The 17,826-nt window shown below is 69.5% G+C and carries 16 protein-coding genes; 9 read left to right on the top strand and 7 right to left on the bottom strand.

Going from position 1 to position 17,826, the window contains the following annotated elements:
- Nucleotides 1-2 precede the first annotated feature (2 nt).
- The 6 genes from H6G99_RS12085 to H6G99_RS12110 all read left to right on the top strand — a co-directional run bounded on the left by H6G99_RS12085 (nucleotide 3) and on the right by H6G99_RS12110 (nucleotide 7,432).
- Nucleotides 3-1,691, top strand: coding sequence for a CocE/NonD family hydrolase (locus tag H6G99_RS12085; protein ID WP_190611722.1), 1,689 nt, complete (start codon nucleotides 3-5; stop codon nucleotides 1,689-1,691).
- 22 nt (nucleotides 1,692-1,713) lie between these two features.
- Nucleotides 1,714-2,484 (top strand): DUF3887 domain-containing protein, encoded by a 771-nt coding sequence (locus H6G99_RS12090; protein ID WP_094587146.1) that lies wholly within the window; start codon nucleotides 1,714-1,716, stop codon nucleotides 2,482-2,484.
- A gap of 51 nt (nucleotides 2,485-2,535) precedes the next feature.
- On the top strand, nucleotides 2,536-4,830 hold the full coding sequence (gene glgB, locus H6G99_RS12095) for a 1,4-alpha-glucan branching protein GlgB (protein ID WP_190611723.1): 2,295 nt from the start codon (nucleotides 2,536-2,538) through the stop codon (nucleotides 4,828-4,830).
- A 96-nt stretch (nucleotides 4,831-4,926) separates the two neighbouring features.
- Complete coding sequence (gene hemE / locus H6G99_RS12100) at nucleotides 4,927-5,985, top strand: uroporphyrinogen decarboxylase (RefSeq protein ID WP_094587142.1); 1,059 nt, start codon at nucleotides 4,927-4,929, stop codon at nucleotides 5,983-5,985.
- Entirely contained in the window at nucleotides 5,982-6,992 is a 1,011-nt protein-coding gene (locus tag H6G99_RS12105) for an NAD-dependent epimerase/dehydratase family protein (RefSeq protein ID WP_190611724.1), read from the top strand. Before hemE ends, H6G99_RS12105 begins: the two co-directional genes overlap by 4 nt.
- Before the next feature lie 98 nt (nucleotides 6,993-7,090).
- Nucleotides 7,091-7,432 (top strand): c-type cytochrome, encoded by a 342-nt coding sequence (locus tag H6G99_RS12110; RefSeq protein WP_015107789.1) that lies wholly within the window; start codon nucleotides 7,091-7,093, stop codon nucleotides 7,430-7,432.
- A gap of 94 nt (nucleotides 7,433-7,526) precedes the next feature.
- On the opposite strand, the gene H6G99_RS12115 is transcribed toward H6G99_RS12110, so the two are convergent.
- The gene (locus H6G99_RS12115; RefSeq protein ID WP_190611726.1) at nucleotides 7,527-7,733 is read right to left on the bottom strand and encodes a DUF8662 family protein; all 207 of its coding nucleotides are present in this window, start codon (nucleotides 7,731-7,733) and stop codon (nucleotides 7,527-7,529) included.
- 52 nt (nucleotides 7,734-7,785) lie between these two features.
- On the opposite strand from H6G99_RS12115, the gene H6G99_RS12120 reads away from it, so the two are divergent.
- Nucleotides 7,786-8,151, top strand: coding sequence for a hypothetical protein (locus H6G99_RS12120; protein WP_190611728.1), 366 nt, complete (start codon nucleotides 7,786-7,788; stop codon nucleotides 8,149-8,151).
- A gap of 159 nt (nucleotides 8,152-8,310) precedes the next feature.
- Nucleotides 8,311-10,941, top strand: coding sequence for an ATP-dependent chaperone ClpB (clpB, locus tag H6G99_RS12125; protein ID WP_190611729.1), 2,631 nt, complete (start codon nucleotides 8,311-8,313; stop codon nucleotides 10,939-10,941).
- 4 nt (nucleotides 10,942-10,945) lie between these two features.
- Here clpB and H6G99_RS12130 read toward each other — a convergent pair whose 3' ends face one another.
- From H6G99_RS12130 to H6G99_RS12150, 5 genes are all read right to left on the bottom strand, one after another.
- Nucleotides 10,946-11,719 carry a Coq4 family protein gene (locus H6G99_RS12130; RefSeq protein ID WP_190611731.1) on the bottom strand — a complete coding sequence of 258 codons (774 nt, stop codon included), beginning with the start codon at nucleotides 11,717-11,719 and terminating at the stop codon, nucleotides 10,946-10,948.
- A gap of 97 nt (nucleotides 11,720-11,816) precedes the next feature.
- Nucleotides 11,817-13,547 (bottom strand): hypothetical protein, encoded by a 1,731-nt coding sequence (locus tag H6G99_RS12135; RefSeq protein ID WP_190611732.1) that lies wholly within the window; start codon nucleotides 13,545-13,547, stop codon nucleotides 11,817-11,819.
- 140 nt (nucleotides 13,548-13,687) lie between these two features.
- Nucleotides 13,688-13,987 (bottom strand): 4a-hydroxytetrahydrobiopterin dehydratase, encoded by a 300-nt coding sequence (locus H6G99_RS12140; protein WP_094587128.1) that lies wholly within the window; start codon nucleotides 13,985-13,987, stop codon nucleotides 13,688-13,690.
- Between the two features lie 19 nt (nucleotides 13,988-14,006).
- Nucleotides 14,007-14,459, bottom strand: a complete 453-nt coding sequence (locus tag H6G99_RS12145; protein ID WP_190611733.1) for a secondary thiamine-phosphate synthase enzyme YjbQ — start codon at nucleotides 14,457-14,459, stop codon at nucleotides 14,007-14,009.
- A gap of 19 nt (nucleotides 14,460-14,478) precedes the next feature.
- Entirely contained in the window at nucleotides 14,479-15,582 is a 1,104-nt protein-coding gene (locus tag H6G99_RS12150) for a fatty acid desaturase (RefSeq protein WP_190611734.1), read from the bottom strand.
- A 194-nt stretch (nucleotides 15,583-15,776) separates the two neighbouring features.
- Here H6G99_RS12150 and H6G99_RS12155 point away from each other — a divergent pair, with 194 nt between their 5' ends.
- Nucleotides 15,777-17,318, top strand: coding sequence for a phytoene desaturase family protein (locus H6G99_RS12155; protein ID WP_190611735.1), 1,542 nt, complete (start codon nucleotides 15,777-15,779; stop codon nucleotides 17,316-17,318).
- Here the strand turns inward: H6G99_RS12155 and H6G99_RS12160 are convergent.
- Nucleotides 17,315-17,764 carry a DUF2721 domain-containing protein gene (locus H6G99_RS12160; RefSeq protein ID WP_286191130.1) on the bottom strand — a complete coding sequence of 150 codons (450 nt, stop codon included), beginning with the start codon at nucleotides 17,762-17,764 and terminating at the stop codon, nucleotides 17,315-17,317. The two genes, H6G99_RS12155 and H6G99_RS12160, sit on opposite strands and share 4 nt — an antisense overlap.
- Between the last annotated feature and the right edge of the window lie 62 nt (nucleotides 17,765-17,826).

A 17,826-nucleotide genomic window follows, 5' to 3' on the forward strand; every position in this document is an offset into this window, starting at 1 on the left:
CCGTGGTCCGGGCCCGGGACGCCACCCTGCAGCTGGCGGATGGGGTCCGGCTGGTGAGCCGCGTCTGGCAACCCGACGGGGAGGGCCCCTGGCCGGTGCTGGTGATGCGCCAGCCCTACGGGCGGGCGATCGCCTCCACCGTGACCTTCGCCCATCCCAGCTGGTACGCCGGCCATGGGTTTCTGGTGGTGGTTCAGGACGTGCGGGGGCGCGGTGGATCGGAGGGCGACTTCGGCGGTTTCGCCCAGGAGGCGGCCGATGGGGCCGCCACGATCCTCTGGGCCCGGGCCCTGGCGGGCAGCAATGGCCGGGTGGGCACCTACGGCTTCTCCTACCAGGGCCTGACCCAGCTGCTCAGCACGGGGCACGAGGGCGGTGGCGGGGCCGACGGCGGGCTAAGCGACGACCCGGCCCTGCCGGACTGCCTCGCCCCGGCCATGTGCGGCCTCGATGAGCGGCTCCACTGGGCCAGTGAGGGGGGAGCCCACTGGTGGGCCCTGGGCCTGGGCTGGGCCCTGCAGCTGGCGGCGGAGGGCTGCCGGCGCCGGGGCGACGCGGCCGGCTGGCGCCAGATCCGCCGCAGCCTCCAGCACGGCGACTTCACCGAGGAGGGGCTGGCCCTGCTGGAACGCCACGATCCCGGCGGCATGAGCCTGGGCTGGCTGCGGCGCGACCCCGCCGGCCCGGAGGGCTGGACGGTGCACCCCGTGGCGGCGGCCCTGCTGCGGCGGCCCCTGCTGCTGATCGGCGGCTGGCACGATCCGCATCTGCGTGGGGTCCTCGACCTCTGGCAGCGGGCCCGCAGCGCCGGCGGCGACCCCCGGCTGGTCATCGGCGCCTGGAGCCATCTCGACTGGCGCGGAGGACTCGACCGCGAGCTGCTGGCCTTCTTCCGCCGCCATCTGCAGGAACCGCTGCCCCGCGGGGGCCTGGAGGAGCCCGCCGCTCCCGGGGCCGCCGCATCGGCCCCGATCCGCCTGCAGTGCGCCGCCACGGCCGCCTGGCACAGCCTCAGTCCCGCGGCGGCCGCCAGCCCCGCGGCGTCGGCCGCCGTCGGCTGGTCGCTCCACTCCACAGGCCTGGCCGCAATCCGCTGCGACGAGGGGGAACTGCGGCCCCTGGCGGCGGCGGGGCCGGCGGCTGGCGGCACGGCCTCGGGCGGCACGGTGGTGATCGTCCACGACCCCTGGCGGCCGGTGCCGGGCCGGGGCGGCCACCTGGGCACCGAACCGGGGCCGGTGGAGCGGGCCGATCTCGACCGGCGCGGCGACGTGGCCTGCTTCAGCACCGCCCCGCTGGAGCGGGCCCTCTGGCTGCTGGGAACCTTCCGCCTGCGGCTGCGGGTGAGCGCCGACCAGCCCAGCTTCGATCTCTGCGCCGCCCTCTCGGAGGTGTCTCCGGACGGGGGCTGCGTGCGCCAGCTGAGCACCGGCCTGGCCCGCTTCGGGACCACGGCGGCGGCCGGCGACACCCCCCGCACCCTGGCCCTGCAGCCCCTGGCCACGCTGGTGGCCGCCGGCCAGCGGCTGCGGCTGTCCCTGGCGGCGGCGGCCTGGCCCCAGATCGCCGTCAACCCCGGCGACGGCAGCCTGCCGGCGGGGGGCAGCGGCAGCGGGCACCGGGTGATCAGCCTGACGCTGGAGCTGGAGGGCGCCCACCTGGGCCTGGAGCCCCTGATTCGGGCAAACTGAGCCGACCCGAACCCCGCCGCCCATGCCGCGTCCCCAACCGCGCCGAGCCCTGATCGGCCTGCTGCTGCTGCTGGGCAGCCAGGCCCTGCTGGCACCGCGCGGGGCCTGGGCCCAGGCCGACCCGGCTCCGGCCACCAGCGGCCAGCCCAGCGCGGCCCTGAGCGAGGCCCAGGCACGGGCGGCGGCCGAGCGGATCCTGACCACGATCCGCAACGGCGACGCCCAGGCCCGCTTCAACCAGTTCTCCCCGGCCCTGCAGAGCGTCAGCAGCCCCAGCATGGTGGCCGCCACCATGAAGACCCAGCCGAAGCTGCTGCGCTGGGCCATCCGCAGCATCCAGCCCGGCTTCGACTCGAGCACGGTCGAGGCCACCCTGTTCACCAGCGCCGGTGAGCGCGACCTGCTGATGGTGATCGACGGCCAGGGCCGGATCGACGGCTACCACTTCAACGTCACCGACCAGCCGGCCGAGAAGGTGGTGCGTGACTTCATCACCGCCCTCGCCAGCGGCCACTTCATCTCCGCCAGCAGCTTCCTGTCGCCGCTGATGCAGGAGCAGATTCCCCAGGGCCAGCTGCAGCAGAAATGGCTCAATCTGCAGCGCATCACCGGCAATTTCGTCCGGGTGAAGCGCATCAACCGCGCCGAGAGTACGCCGGAGATGCGTCTGGTGATCGTCAACACCGAGTTCAACCGCCTCACCGACAACCTCTTCGTCACCCTGGATTCCGAGAACCGGATCATCGGCGTGGATTTCCCCACCGATCCCGCTCCTCCGTCGCCGCCGCGCTGAGCCGGCCCTCCCACCGACGTAAGCTCCCGGCGCATGCACGCCTCCTCTTCCATGGCCCTGCCCAGCCTCGAATGGATGGTTGAGGATGCCCGCCGGCTGGCGGAATGCCGCCACGACCATCCCTTCTCGGTGCTCGGGCCCCAGCCCCTCGATGACAGCGGCTGGGTGGTGCGGGTGTGGATGCCGGACGCCCACACGGTGGAACTGCTCCATGGCGGCGAGCGGCTGGCCATGGCCAACCCCCACCACCCCTGGATCTTCGAGGCCCGCGTCGACGCCGATCCCGGCTGCGGCTATCGCGTCCATGTGAGCCGCGGCGGCATCGAGCACGAGCAGCACGATCCCTGGGCGTTCCGCCACGAGTGGATGGGGGAACTGGACCGCCACCTGTTCGCCGAGGGGAATCACCACCACATCTGGCGGCGCATGGGCGCCCATGTGATCGAGCGCGAGGGCGTCACCGGGGTGAAGTTCTGTCTTTGGGCCCCCAATGCCCGCAGCGTCGCCCTGCTGGGTGATTTCAACGGCTGGGACGGCCGCCATCACCCCATGCAGCAGCGCCTCGGGGGGATCTGGGAGCTGTTCATCCCCGGCCTGGGCGCCGGCCAGATCTACAAGTACGAGGTGCGGGCCCAGAACGGCCACTGCTATCAGAAGGCCGACCCCTACGGCTTCCGCCACGAGATCCGGCCGAACACCGGTTCGGTGGTGGCCGAACTGGGCCGCTACCAGTGGAACGACGGCACCTGGATCGAGGAGCGGGATGGCCGCGATCCCCTGCCCCATCCCATCGCGGTGTACGAGATGCACCTGGGCAGCTGGATGCATGCCGCCGCCGACCAGCCCTTCATCGAAGCCGACGGCAGCCCCCGGCCCCCGGTGTCCGCCGCCGATCTGAAGCCGGGCGCCCGGCTGATGACCTATCCGGAACTGGCCGACAAGGTCATCCCCTACGTCAAGGCCCGCGGCTTCACCCACATCGAGCTGATGCCGGTCTCCGAGCATCCGTTCGACGGCTCCTGGGGCTACCAGGTCACCGGCTGGTACGCCCCCACCAGCCGCTTCGGCAGCCCGGACGAGTTCCGGGCCTTCGTCGACCGCTGCCACGCCGAAGGCATCGGCGTGATCCTCGACTGGGTGCCCGGCCACTTCCCCAAGGACGGCCACGGCCTGGCCTTCTTCGATGGCGCCCATCTCTACGAGCATGCCGATCCCCGCATCGGTGAGCACAAGGAGTGGGGCACGCTGATCTTCAACTACAGCCGCAACGAGGTGCGCAACTTCCTCGTCGCCAACCTCATCTACTGGTTCGAGGAGTTCCACATCGACGGCATCCGCGTCGATGCCGTGGCCTCGATGCTCTACCGCGACTACCTGCGTCCGGACGGGCAATGGCTGCCCAACGAGCAAGGCGGGCGGGAGAACCTGGAGGCGGTGCGCTTCCTGCAGCAGGCCAACCACGTGCTGTTCCAGCACTTCCCCGGCGCCCTCTCGATCGCCGAGGAGTCCACCACCTGGCCGATGGTGACCCAGCCCACCGACATGGGCGGCCTGGGGTTCAACCTCAAGTGGAACATGGGCTGGATGCACGACATGCTCGATTACTTCGAGCTGGATCCCTGGTTCCGCCAGTTCCACCAGAACCACGTCACCTTCTCGATCTGGTACGCCTTCACCGAGAACTTCATGCTGGCCCTGAGCCACGATGAAGTGGTGCACGGCAAGAGCAACCTGCTCCACAAGATGCCGGGCGACGACTGGCAGAAGTTCGCCAACGTGCGCGCCCTGCTGGCCTACATGTGGACCCACCCCGGCAAGAAGACGATCTTCATGGGGATGGAGTTCGGCCAGCGGGCCGAATGGAACGTCTGGGGTGACCTGCAGTGGGAGCTGCTCCAGTACGAGGCCCACAACGGCCTGCTCAACCTGGTGGACGACCTCAACGTCTTCTACAAATCGGAGCCGGCGCTGTGGGGCGACGACTTCGATCAGTACGGCTTCCAGTGGATCGACTGCAACGACAACCGCCATTCGGTGATCAGCTTCATGCGCCGCGACAGCGGCAGCGGCCGCTGGGTGGTGGTGGTGGCCAACTTCACCCCCCAGAGCCATTCCCACTACCGGGTCGGCGTCCCCCTGGAGGGCTTCTACGCCGAGGTCTTCAACACCGACAGCAGCCGCTACGGCGGCAGCAACCTCGGCAACCTGGGCGGCCGCTTCACCGACGCCTGGGCCATCCACGACTACGAGAACTCGCTGGAGCTCTGCCTGCCGCCCCTGAGCGTGGTGGTGTTCCGTCTCGACGAGTCCCGCAGCCTGCAGCGGCCGGCCATCGGCGAGGGCTGAGCGCTCCTGTGGCGCCCATGCCACGACTGGTGACAGGAGTGGCCGGAGGCCGGGGGTGCTCGGTTAGGTTTCGCCGTTGACCTTCCGACCGGCCCCATGACCGAATCCGCCCCCCTGCTGCTGCGCGCCGCCCGAGGTGAGCAGGTGGAGCGGCCGCCGGTCTGGATGATGCGCCAGGCGGGCCGCTACATGAAGGTGTACCGCGACCTGCGCGACCGCCATCCCGGATTCCGCGAGCGCTCCGAAAACCCCGATCTCTCCTACGAGATCTCGATGCAGCCCTTCCACGCCTTCCGTCCCGACGGCGTGATCCTCTTCTCCGACATCCTCACGCCCCTGCCGGGCATGGGCATCGACTTCGACATCATCGAGAGCCGGGGGCCGATCATCGAGCCCGCCATCCGCAGCCAGGCCCAGGTGGATGCGCTGCGCCCCCTCGATCCGGCCGAGGCCCTGCCCTTCGTGGGTGAGGTGCTGGGCCGGCTGCGGGCCGACGTGGGCAACGCCGCAGCGGTGCTCGGCTTCGTCGGCGCGCCCTGGACCCTGGCCGCCTATGCGGTGGAGGGCAAGAGCTCCAAGACCTATTCGGTGATCAAGGCGATGGCCTTCCAGGAGCCCGCCCTGCTGCACCAGCTGCTGGGTCACCTGGCCGATTCGATCGCCACCTACGTCCGCTATCAGATCGACAGCGGCGCCCAGGTGGTGCAGCTGTTCGACTCCTGGGCGGGGCAGCTCAGCCCGATCGACTACGACGTGTTCGCGGCCCCCTACCAGAAGCGGGTGATCGACCAGGTGAAGGCCACCCACCCCGACACCCCCCTGATCCTCTACATCTCCGGCAGCGCCGGCGTGCTGGAGCGCATGGCCGCCACCGGGGTGGACTTCATCTCCCTCGACTGGACCGTGGACATGGCCGATGGCTGCGCCCGCCTGCCCCAGCACCTGGGCGTGCAGGGCAACGTGGACCCCGGCCTGCTGTTCGGCACCCCCGAGGCGATCCGCGAGCGGATCCTCGACACGGTGCGCAAGGCCCGCGGCCGTCGCCACATCCTCAACCTGGGCCACGGCATCCTGCCCGGCACCCCTGAGGACAACGCCCGCGTCTTCTTCGAGACCGGCAAAGCCGTCAACGAGCTGCTGGGGGCCGCTGTTTGAGCGCCCCCACCTCCGGGCCCCAGCGGATCCTGATCACCGGCGCCAGCGGCTGCGTCGGCCAGTACATCGCTGAAAACCTGCTGGCCAACAGCGACGCCCACCTGCTGCTGCTGCTGCGGGATCCCGCCAAGCTCAGTGCCGTCCCCGCCGACCACCCCCGCATCACCCTGCTGGTGGGCGACCTGCGGGAGCTCGGTCCCCACGCCGCCGCCATCGCCAGCGCCGACCGGATCATCCACACCGCCACCGCCTGGGGGGATCCCGAGCGGGCCCAGGCGGTGAACGTGGTGGCCGTGAAGGAGCTGCTGCGGCTCACCGACCCGGATCGCCTGCAGCAGGTGATCTACTTCTCCACCGCGAGCATCCTCGACCGCCGGCTGCAGCTGCTGCCGGAGGCCATGGACTACGGCACCGAGTACATCCAGACCAAGGCCACCTGCCTGCAGGACCTGGAGCGCCACCCCCTGGCGCCGAGGATCGTGGCCGTGTTCCCCACCCTGGTGTTCGGCGGCGCGGTGGCCGGCGCCGATCCCCACCCCACCAGCTACCTCACGGCCGGGCTCAAGGAGGCCTTCGGCTGGCTGTGGCTGGCCCGCTGGCTGCGCACCGACGCCAGCTTCCACTTCATCCACGCCGCCGACATCGCCACCGTCTGCGCCCACCTGGCCACCACCCCCCACGGCCCCAATCCCGAGCCCGACCAGGGTCCGGTGCGGCGGCTGGTGCTGGGCCAGGCGCCGATCACGATCAACGGCGCCGTGGCTTCCCTGTGCCGCTGGCGGCGGGTGTGGGTGCCCCCGATCGGCATCGACCTGCGCGGCTGGCTGATCGAGGGGCTGATCAAGCTGCTGCGCATCGAGGTGAATGCCTGGGACCGTTTCTCGATCCGGCAGCGCCACTTCGTGCACCAGCCGGTGAGCCCGCCCGAGCGCTTCGGCCTGGTGAGCTTCGCCCCGACCCTCGAGGCGGTGCTGGAGACGGCGGGGGTGCCCCACCGGGGCCGCTGAATTGTTGCGAATGTGTCGGAGGCCCCCACCGGGGGGCGGCCATTGCCTAATTTGTGCCCGTTGCAAGTGCCTTCAGGCACCTTCCGTTGCACCCTCCCATGCGTCGTCTTCTTTCCCTCTTCGCTCTCTGCCTGGCGCTGGTGCTGGGTGCCGCCCCGAGCTTCGCCGCCGATGCGGCCCACGGCGGCCAGATCTTCTCCGCCAACTGCGCCGCCTGCCATATGGGCGGCGGCAACGTGGTCAACGCCGAGCGCACCCTCAAGGCCGATGCCCTGGCCTCCTACCTGGCCAACTACGACGCCGGCCACGAGGCCGCCATCGCCTACCAGGTGACCAACGGCAAGAACGCCATGCCCGCCTTCGGCGGCAAGCTCAGCGAGGGTGACATCGCTGACGTGGCGGCCTACGTTGAGGACATGGCCTCCAAGGGCTGGGCCTGATCCCAGGCTGGGCCTGGTCCCGCCGCACCCTCCTTTCCCTTGCCGGCGACTCCAGCCGTCCTGAGCCCCGGCACTGCCGGGGCTTTTTCATGGCTCAGCTGAGGGCACGACGGGCGGCCAGCACCGCCAGGTAGAGCTCCTCGGGCACCTCACGGATGTCGTACTCGCTCGGCAGCATCCCGTGGACATGGCGGTGCACCACCCGCCAGCAGTCCCGCTCCGGCTCGGCCGCACCGCCCAGCGTGAGGGACGCTTGGGCCAGGTCGGCCACCAGGGCCTGGTCGTCGGCGGGAGAGGGCATCGGAGACGGGATGGCTGCAGAGGCGAGAATGGGGCGCAGCCGAGCTCCCATCATGGCGATCCCCATTTCTGCCGGGCTGCTGCCGGGCCTGCTGGGGGGCCTGCTGTCGGCAGGGATGCCCCTGGCCGTGATGGCCGCCGCCGCGGCGCCCGCCCTGGCCCAGGGGCAGAGTCCCAACCAACCCCTGGCGATTGAGGCCAGACCCGGGCTGTCGCCTGCCCCCTGCCGACTGGTGGTGCCCAGAAGCGAAGCGGTGCTCCAGCCGCTGCGGATCCACCCGTCCCAGGTGGCCCAGAAGAACGGCATGGGCTGCCTGTCGGCGGCCGATGCTCTCTACGGCCCGGACGGCTGCCCCAGCCAGCTCTGCGGCCAGCAGCGCGGCTACCAGGTGCCCATGCCCGCGTTCGTGGGCCCCTAGCTCCTGGCCCCCCGCCGGGCGGTTGGCCACCCCTGTCGGTACGGCCTGCCCACCCCCGGGGAGGAGGGCCGAACGCCGCGGTTCGGTCCTCCCTCTCGGCCGATCCCGGCGGCATTCATACGTTGGCTTCAGCCACCGTCCGCAGGGAGAACTCCATCCATGCATCCCACCGCCGAACTGTTCACCGAAAAGGCCTGGGGCGCCGTGGTGGCCTCCCAGCAACTGGCCCAGCAGCGGCGCCAGCAGCAGATGGACAGCGAGCACCTCTTCGCCGCCCTGCTGGCCCAGCAGGACCTGGCCAGCCGGATCCTGGAGAAGGCCGGCGTGGACCTGGGCGTCCTGAGCCAGAAGCTGGAGGCCTTCATCGCCGCCCAGCCCAGCCTGGCCACCGCGCCAGACAACGTCTACCTGGGCAAGGGGCTCAACGCGGTGCTGGACCGGGCCGACGCCCTCAAGCAGGAATTCCAGGACAGCTACATCGCCGTGGAGCACCTGGTGCTGGCCCTGGCCGGCGATGACCGCTGCGGCCGCCAGCTGCTGTCCCAGTCGGGCGCCGACGAGCGCAAGCTGCGCGAGGCTGTGATGGCCGTGCGGGGCAGCCAACGCGTGACCGACCAGAACCCGGAGGGCACCTATGAATCCCTCGAAAAGTACGGCCGTGATCTCACCGCCGCCGCCCGGGAAGGCAAGCTCGATCCGGTGATCGGCCGCGACGAGGAGATCCGCCGCACCGTGCAGATCCTCTCGCGCCGCACCAAGAACAACCCGGTGCTGATCGGCGAACCCGGCGTCGGCAAGACGGCGATCGTCGAGGGGCTGGCCCAGCGGATCGTCAACGGCGACGTGCCCACGGCCCTGCAGAACCGCCAGCTGATCGCCCTCGACATGGGCGCCCTGATCGCCGGCGCCAAGTACCGCGGCGAGTTCGAGGAACGCCTCAAGGCCGTGCTCAAGGAGGTCACCTCCAGCGAAGGCCAGATCGTCCTGTTCATCGACGAGATCCACACCGTGGTGGGGGCCGGCGCCACCGGCGGTGCCATGGATGCCAGCAACCTGCTCAAACCGATGCTGGCCAGGGGCGAACTGCGCTGCATCGGCGCCACCACCCTCGATGAGCATCGCCAGCACATCGAGAAGGACCCGGCCCTGGAGCGCCGCTTCCAGCAGGTGTTCGTCGACCAGCCCACGGTGGAGGACACGATCTCGATCCTGCGGGGCCTCAAGGAGCGCTACGAGGTGCACCACGGCGTCCGCATCGCCGACAACGCCCTGGTGGCGGCGGCCGTGCTGAGCAGCCGCTACATCGCCGATCGCTTCCTGCCCGACAAGGCCATCGACCTGATGGACGAATCGGCGGCCCGCCTGAAGATGGAGATCACCTCCAAGCCGGAGGAGATCGACGAGCTCGATCGCCGCATCCTGCAGCTGGAGATGGAGAAGCTCTCGCTGGGGCGGGAATCAGACCCCGCCAGCCGCGACCGGCTCGAGAAGCTCGAGAAGGAGCTGGCCGACCTGGCCGAGCAGCAGAGCAGCCTCAACGCCCAGTGGCAGAAGGAGAAGGGCTCGATCGACGAACTCTCCGCCATCAAGGAGGAGATCGAGCAGGTGCAGCTGCAGGTGGAGCAGGCCAAGCGCCAGTACGACCTCAACAAGGCCGCCGAACTGGAGTACGGCACCCTGGCGGAGCTCAACAAGAAGCTGGCCGCCAAGGAAGCCGAGCTGAGCGCCCATGCCGGCGAGAAGAACCTGCTGCGCGAGGAGGTCACCGAGGACGACATCGCCGAGGTGATCGCCAAGTGGACCGGGATCCCGGTCAGCAAGCTGGTGCAGTCGGAGATGGAGAAACTGCTCCATCTCGAGGACGAACTGCACACCCGGGTGATCGGCCAGGAGCAGGCGGTGACGGCGGTGGCCGACGCCATCCAGCGCTCACGGGCCGGCCTGTCCGACCCCAACCGCCCGATCGCCAGCTTCCTGTTCCTCGGCCCCACCGGCGTGGGCAAGACCGAGCTCTCCAAGGCGCTGGCGTCCCAGCTGTTCGACAGCGAGGAGGCGATGGTGCGCATCGACATGAGCGAATACATGGAGAAGCACGCCGTGTCACGGCTGATCGGAGCCCCTCCGGGCTACGTGGGCTACGAGGAGGGCGGCCAGCTCACCGAAGCGGTGCGGCGGCGTCCCTACGCCGTGATCCTCTTCGACGAGGTGGAGAAGGCCCACCCCGATGTGTTCAACGTGATGCTGCAGATCCTCGATGACGGCCGCGTCACCGATGGTCAGGGCCGCACGGTGGACTTCACCAACACGGTGCTGATTCTCACCAGCAACATCGGCAGCGCCTCGATCCTCGATCTGGCCGGCGATCCGGCCCGCCACGGCGAGATGGAGAAGCGGGTGAACGAGGCCCTGCGGGGCCACTTCCGCCCCGAGTTCCTCAACCGGCTGGATGAATCGATCATCTTCCACAGCCTCAAGGCCGAGGAACTGCGCCAGATCGTGGAACTGCAGGTGCAGCGGCTGGCCCGGCGGCTCGAGGACAGGAAGCTGGGCCTGGAGCTTGACGCGGCCGCCCTCGACTGGCTGGCCGCCGTGGGCTACGACCCGGTGTACGGCGCCAGGCCCCTCAAGCGGGCCATCCAGCGCGAACTGGAGACGCCGATCGCCAAGGCGATCCTGGCCGGCACCTACCTGAGCGGCTCCACCATCGTGGTGGAGGTGGAAGCTGGGTCGGAACCGCCGCGGCTGCACTTCAGGGCGGCCGAGCCCTCCCGGCTGCCCGCCCTCGTCTGAAGCCTCAGGCGGCCAGCGCCGCCACCAGGGAGGGGTTGGCGTACCAGCTGAAGGTCCCCTCCTTCACCGCCGTGACGCCCAGCTCGGCCCGCAGCTCCTCCAGGTCCTGGCCCATCCGCTCCTCCCAGATCACCGGGAACAGCGGCTGGGCCTCGGCGCCGATGTGCAGACCTTTGCTGATCATGCCGAAGGCGTAGCTGGCGGTGCGGGCCTGCTCGGCAGGGGTGTCCAGTTCGTCGATGGGCGTGTCGTTGCGGAACCAGTTCAGCAGCAGGGCCATCAGATCGGTGAAGGCCAGGCCGGGATGGGAGAACTGGGCCACGCTCATGCTGATCACACCGAGTTCGCCGAAATTGTCGAGGCTGAAGCCGCTCACAATGTGATGGATGTCGTGGGTGGCGTAGACGCGGTAGTTGATGTAATCGGCGTCCGTTTCGAGGTTGGCGTAGAACTCAGGTTTGGGGAAGAAGTTGATGTCGTACCCCATCGTTTCCAGCACCGTCGCGTAGGTATGCCCCAGGGTCCCCTTCGGCAGCGCCCGCAGGGCGGCCGCGTCATAGGGACCGCTGAGCCGCCGCTGCTCGATCAGGGCCTTGGCGGCCGGGTCCCGCCCCAGCAACGCCCGGCAGACCTGCATCGGACGGGACTGGCGCAGTCGATGGGAGAGCAGGAAGACGTTGTTGGCGGAAGCACCGGCTCCGGCGGCCAGATCGGCGAGTTCGAGGAACGCCTGGATGTTCTCCTTGGTGGCGATCCGATCGAGGTAGCGAAATCCCATGGGGCGCAGCAGGGCGGGGGGAGCACCCAGGGAAGCTAGACACGCCGCCGGGGCCGGCCCGCAACGGCCCCAGGAAGACGCGGTGGAACGGGGCCCCTCAGGAACTCAGCCGAATCCGCCGGCGGATCCGGCGGGCGACGGCAAAGGCGCTTCCCACACCGAGAACGGGAAGGGGGCCAGGAACCGGCGAGACCGGTCCCTGGGGCTCACCAGCGACGTAGACCCCCGCCCAGCTGAGGCTGTCCTCCTCGGTTTCGCCCTCCAGCGCCATGCTGGCCGCGAACGCGATCCGGCCGTTGCGGAAACCGTCCCGCTCGATTCCCACGGCCACGATCGGGATGCCGGCGGCCTCCGGATCGATGAGCCCGCCATCCATCCCGGTCTCAACGATGGTGCGGATGTCAGGGGTTCCATCGGTCTCCGCGGCATAGAGACCGGACATCACCTCCTTGAAGACGTCGTCCATGCCATCCACCGTTCCGAGGTCGACACCCTTGAAGGCCAGGCTGTCCTCATCAAGGGCCAGAAATGAGGAGGACCGCCAGCGGGCCAGCTCCTGATCCCCTTCCTCATCGCCCCCTTCCCCGACGCCGGGCGGGCGACCGGAGAAGTTCCAGGACAGGAAGGACGAGAACTGCTCACCGGTGCTGGCGATCAGCCTGGTGAGCTTGGAGGCGATATCGGTGACGAAGATGCCCTGATGGAGTGGAATCTCGAACTGGAAGTTGCCGTTGCCCACCCCACCGGTTTCGGGTTTCTCGGATTGCTCCTGGCAGTACTGAAGCCTCGCCTCGTTCCCGGAGCCCGCACAGGAGACCTGCTGGGTGATGGTCTCGGAGCCCCAGGCGCCCCAGTAGGCCACGGAACGGCCATTGAAGGAGAGGACTTCGCCGATGTTGGTGAGCCCACCGGTATCCGTCAGATTGGTGAGGCCGCCGATGCTGGCCAGGGACGTCAGAGACGTCGGATTCCCCAGCAGCGACGATAGGTAGATCCCCCCAGCCGAGGGTGCCTCTTCGTTGTCCACGCCGAGGAACACCGCCTTGTTCAGCGCCGCGCTCGGTGGCGCGGTGGATCCGAAATTGCGGTTCTGGACATCACCGGGAATCGGGGTGTTGCTGTCGGCAATGAGACGGACAGGGGCCACACCGCCCTCGGCGACCAGATCGCGGAAGTACACCCCGGTTCTGCCCACGCCCTGGGCATCGGTCCAGTTGCCCTTGAAGACGACCGTGTTGTCGGTCACCGAGGGGGCACCGGGAAACTGATCGAACTTCAGGCCCGTCGGACCGGTGGATGACGGCACGCTGAAGTAGTTGAACGTGGCCAGTGCTCCGAGTTGACTGGCTCCGGTGATCAGGCTGCCCTGAGGGTTGCTGTAGATCCCCGAGGTCCCCAGCGAGCCATCGGGCGACTGCCAGACAGGGCTGGACTGACCACGGAAGGCGACGGTGGTCGAAGCGTTCAGATCGATGCGCGGGAACGAGGGGAACTCGGTGAAGGTGGCACCCGTGTTGTTCGGAGCCGGCACAAGACCTCCCCGCGACGCGATCGCAAAGATCGGACGGGGCGAGGCGCTATCGAGGAGATCACGGGTGAAGATGCCCGTGGGCGGCTGGCCACCACTGCCACCCCGGCCCCTGGCCCTGAACACCACAAGCCCGGAGCCATTGATGGACGGTGGGTTGTAGGCATTGAAGAGTCTGGAGGTGCCCGGAATCAGGTCGGCATTGTTGACCACCGTCTCGAACCGGAACGGGGCTGCCTCGGCGGAGGAAGCCGCCGAGAAGGTCACCAGGGTGCTGCCGAGAAGACAGGCCCTGCGCAATCGGCCTGCCCCGAGGCGGGTGGACGGGGATGCAAGGAAACGCCGCATGGGAAAGCCAGGCCAACACTCACCGGATCTTCACAGAGACGGATGCGTGTTCACTCAGCTGCTGCAGATGCGCCGCAGAAGTGGATGACGACTCAACAATTCGACGTCTTCAGCAACGCATCAATCCTGCGGGCCAGTTCCACATCCAGGTTCGACAGACCACCGGTGTCATGGGTGGTGAGGTTGATCGTCACCCGGTTCCAGACGTTGCACCATTCCGGGTGGTGGCCCATCGCTTCAGCGGCCAGGGCCACCCGGGCCATGAAGCCGAAGGCGGCGGAAAAATCGGCGAAGCGCAGTTCGCGGTGCAGCTTGCCCTCCCGCAGCGTCCATTGCGGCAGATCGGCGGGCAACGCGGCGATCTGGGCGGGGGTCAGGGGCTGGGCGGCCATGGGGGAAGAAAGCAGGAGGTCATTCGCCGAGCAGATGCAGGCTGAGGCGGCGGCGGTGGGGTCGGGCCCGGTGTTCCCACAGGTACACCGCCTGCCAGGTGCCGAGCAGCAGGCGACCCGACTGGAAGGGGAGCACCAGGCTGGTGCAGGTCAGGGCGGTGCGGATGTGGGCGGGCATGTCGTCGGGCCCTTCGTCATCGTGGACCCAGGGGCGCCGCTCCCCCTGGCCGCTCAGGGGCCGCACCCCTTCCGGGGGCACCAGGGCCCGCAGAAAGGCGGCGAGATCGACGAGCACCCTGGGGTCGGCGTTCTCGTTGATCGTCAGGCTGCAGGAGGTGTGCAGGCTGGCGATGGTGGCGGTGCCGAGCACCAGGCCGCTGGCGGCGATCAACCGGTTGAGGGCCCCGGTGATGTCATCGAATCCCTCCCCATGGGTGGACACCTCCAACTGGCTCAGGCTCTGGCGCAGCATCGGGTCCTCCTGGCGCCGTTCAGCTGGCGACGGGGACCGGAGCGGCGGAACGCAGCGCCTCGATCGTGGTCAGGCGGCAGGCCTGGGGGTCCCAGAGGATGTAGCTGAAGCACCCCGGGATGTCGGCCAGCGACAGCCGCCGCACCCCCGCCAGCAGGTGGGCATTGCGCTCGTGGCAGGCCCGCAGCCGGTAGTTGGGGATCTTGGACGACAGGTGATGGATGGCGTGGCAGCCGATGTCAGCCGAGAACCAGTTGAAGATCGGCGGCAGCTCCAGGTCGCTGGTGCCCTCCAGCACCCCGGTCATTTCGCTCCAGCCGGCGGTGGCGTGGGCGTAGGAGCCGGGGAAGTTGTGCTGGACGAAGAAGATGCAGATGAAGATCGCCGCCGCGCAGGCCATCACCGGGGCGTAGATCGACCAGAACACGCCGGCTCCGAGCCAGTGGGCCATCAACCACCAAGAGCCGATCACGGCGATGTTGTTGGCCAGCAGATGGCGGAATTCCCCCTGGGTGTACCAGTGCCTGGAGCGGTAGCTGGAAAGGATCTGGCCCAGGCCCATCGGCTGCGGGCTGCGCAGGCAGGCCAGAAGATGGCGGAAGAAGCCCGCCAGCCCCAGGATCAGGGCCACCCTGGGCTTGATCACCAGGTAGAAGAAGCCTCCGGGGAACAGCATCGCCGGATGGCGCAGCACGCCGTAGAACCGCTGCTGGCCGGGGCTGAGGGCGGCAAAGGCCCCCGTGGTGACCAGGGCCGACGGTCCCTGGTACTTCTCCCAGTCGCCGTTGTGGCGGTGGTGGTAGGCGTGGCCGCGGGACCAGGGGTACTGGGGAATGGCACTGATCACGCCGAGCAGGAAGCCGAACACCTGGTTGGCCCGCCGGCTGCGGAACAGGGAGTCGTGGCCGCAGTCGTGCATCAGCGAGAAGCAGCGGGCCAGCAGCAGCACCATGACGACCATGGTGGGGAGCAGCAGCAGGGGAGCGTGCTGGAGGCTCCAGTCGGCGACCCACCACAGGGCCGCATAGGGGATCACGGTGTTGGCGATCTGCCAGGAGCCCCGCAGATTCGAGCTGTCCATGAAGGACTTGAGCTCGAAATCGCCCCGCTTGGGCTGACGCATCGATGGCCTGGAGCCAGCGTCCGCATCAGGGGGAACGGGCGGCGTGCTATCGGACAGGGTGGCGGAAGGGAAGCCCTGCGACAATGCAAAACCTTTGCTATATCGAACGATCCTAGTCAGCAAGGGGGCAGTCCGTTTGCCTTCCGTGCGAAGGGAATCTGAATAGAATCTGCAGCGGATCTGCTGCGCCCAAGGTGAGCGACCTGATCGTGGTGGGCAGTGGCCTGGGCGGCCTGTGCGCCGGCGCCATCGCCGCCCGCCACGGGCTGGAAGTGCTGGTGCTTGAGGCCCACACCACCCCCGGCGGCGCGGCCCACGGATTCCGGCGCGGTCCCTTTCACTTCGAGTCCGGCCCTTCGCTCTGGAGCGGCCTGGGCCGGTGGCCCAGCACCAACCCCCTGGCCCAGGTGCTGCGGGCCGTGGGGGAAACCCTGCCCGTGGCCAGCTACCACGACTGGGGGCTGCTGCTGCCCGAGGGGTCCCTGCGGGTGGGGGTGGGCCAGGCCCCCTTCCTGGCTTTGGTGAGGGATCTGCGTGGCCCGGCGGTGGCAGCCGAATGGGACCGCTTCCTGACGGCCCTGAGGCCCAGCTGCGAGGCGGCCCGCTCCCTGCCGCTGCTGGCCCTCCGGCCCGGGGCGGGTCTGGCCACCACCCTCGGCGGCGGCAACGCCCTGCGCCTGCTGGGCCAGGCAGGCCGGCTGGCGGCCCTGGGGGGCGCCTTCGGGCCGATCGCCCGCCGGCACCTGAGCGATCCCTTCCTGCTCCACTGGGTCGACCTGCTCTGCTTCCTGATCTCCGGGTTGCCCATGGACCAGACCAGTGCCGCCGCCATGGCGACCCTGTTCGGCGAATGGTTCGAGCCCGACGCCTGCCTCGACTACCCCATCGGCGGCAGCGCGGCCGTGGCAGCGGCGCTGGTGCGCGGCATGGAGCGTCACGGCGGCCGGCTGCGCACGGGCGCGGCGGTGGCAGAGGTCCTGGTGGAGCAGGGCCGGGCGGTGGGCGTCCGCCTCGCGAACGGAGAGCGCCTCGAGGCCGGCCGCGGGGTGATCGCCAACACCAGCCCATGGGACCTGCTTGCCCTGCTGCCCGACGGGGCGGTGCCGTCCCGCTGGCGGCAGCGGCAGGCGGCCACCCCGGCCTGCGCCGGCTTCCTGCACTGGCACCTGGCCCTGCGGGGGGACGACCTCGATCACCTGCCCATCCACCACGTCTGGGTGGGCGACTGGCAGCGGGGCATCGGCGCCGAACGCAACATGGTGGTGCTCTCGATGCCCTCCCGGCTCGATCCGTCCTGCGCGCCGCCGGGCCACCAGGTGCTGCATGGCTACACCCCGGCCAACGAACCCTGGGAGCTGTGGCAGGGGCTGGAGCGGGGCAGCGCCGCCTACGACGCCCTCAAGCGGGAACGCTGCGCCGTCTTCGGCGAGGCGCTCGACCGGGTGCTGCCCGACTGGCGGGAGCGGGTGGTGCTGGAACTGCAGGGCACCCCCCTCACCCACCGCCACTACCTGCGGATGCACCAGGGCAGCTACGGCCCGGCCTGGCCCGCCAACGCCGGTCCCTTCCCCGGCGGGTCCACCCCGGTCGAGGGGCTGGTGCTCTGCGGGGCCGGCGTGTTCCCGGGCATCGGCGTGCCGCCGGTGGCGGTGAGCGGCGCCATGGCCGCCCACCGCTTCGTGGAGGCGCGCCAGCAGAGGCGGCTGCTGGAGGAGATCGGCCTGACAGCGGCCTAGAAACGTCGCAGGGCCAGGCTGCCCAGCTGCACCTCACGCAGCAGCAGCACCACCGCCGTCATCAGCGAGCCCATCGCCAGCACGAACAGCAGGGCGACCAGGGGCGTCACGTCCATCGTGGCCAGGGTGCTCACGAACAGCACCACCACCACGGTGGCCACCAGCAGGAAGCTGGTGGTGGCGCAGGCGAAGGCCCTTGAGGCCATGAGCATGCGCCGGCGGTGCAGCATCAGCTCCTCCTGCAGCTCCCGCTCCTGGGCCACCGTGGCGGCACCGGTCCGCTCCTTGAGCAGCCGGGCCCGATCGACGATGCGGGCCAGGCGGGTGGTGATCACCCCGAGCAGACCGCTGATGCCGGCCAGCAGAAACACCGGCGTCACCGCCAGGCGGATCGTCTCGGGGAGGGCCCCAGCCGGATGGGGGGCCACCAGCAGGATCAGGGCCAAGGCTGCGGACATCGCGGCAGCGAATCTAGGGCGGCGGCCCCTGCCAGCCTGGAGGGACGTTC

The organism is Synechococcus sp. FACHB-909, assembly GCF_014698945.1.
Lineage (GTDB): Bacteria > Cyanobacteriota > Cyanobacteriia > PCC-6307 > Cyanobiaceae > Cyanobium.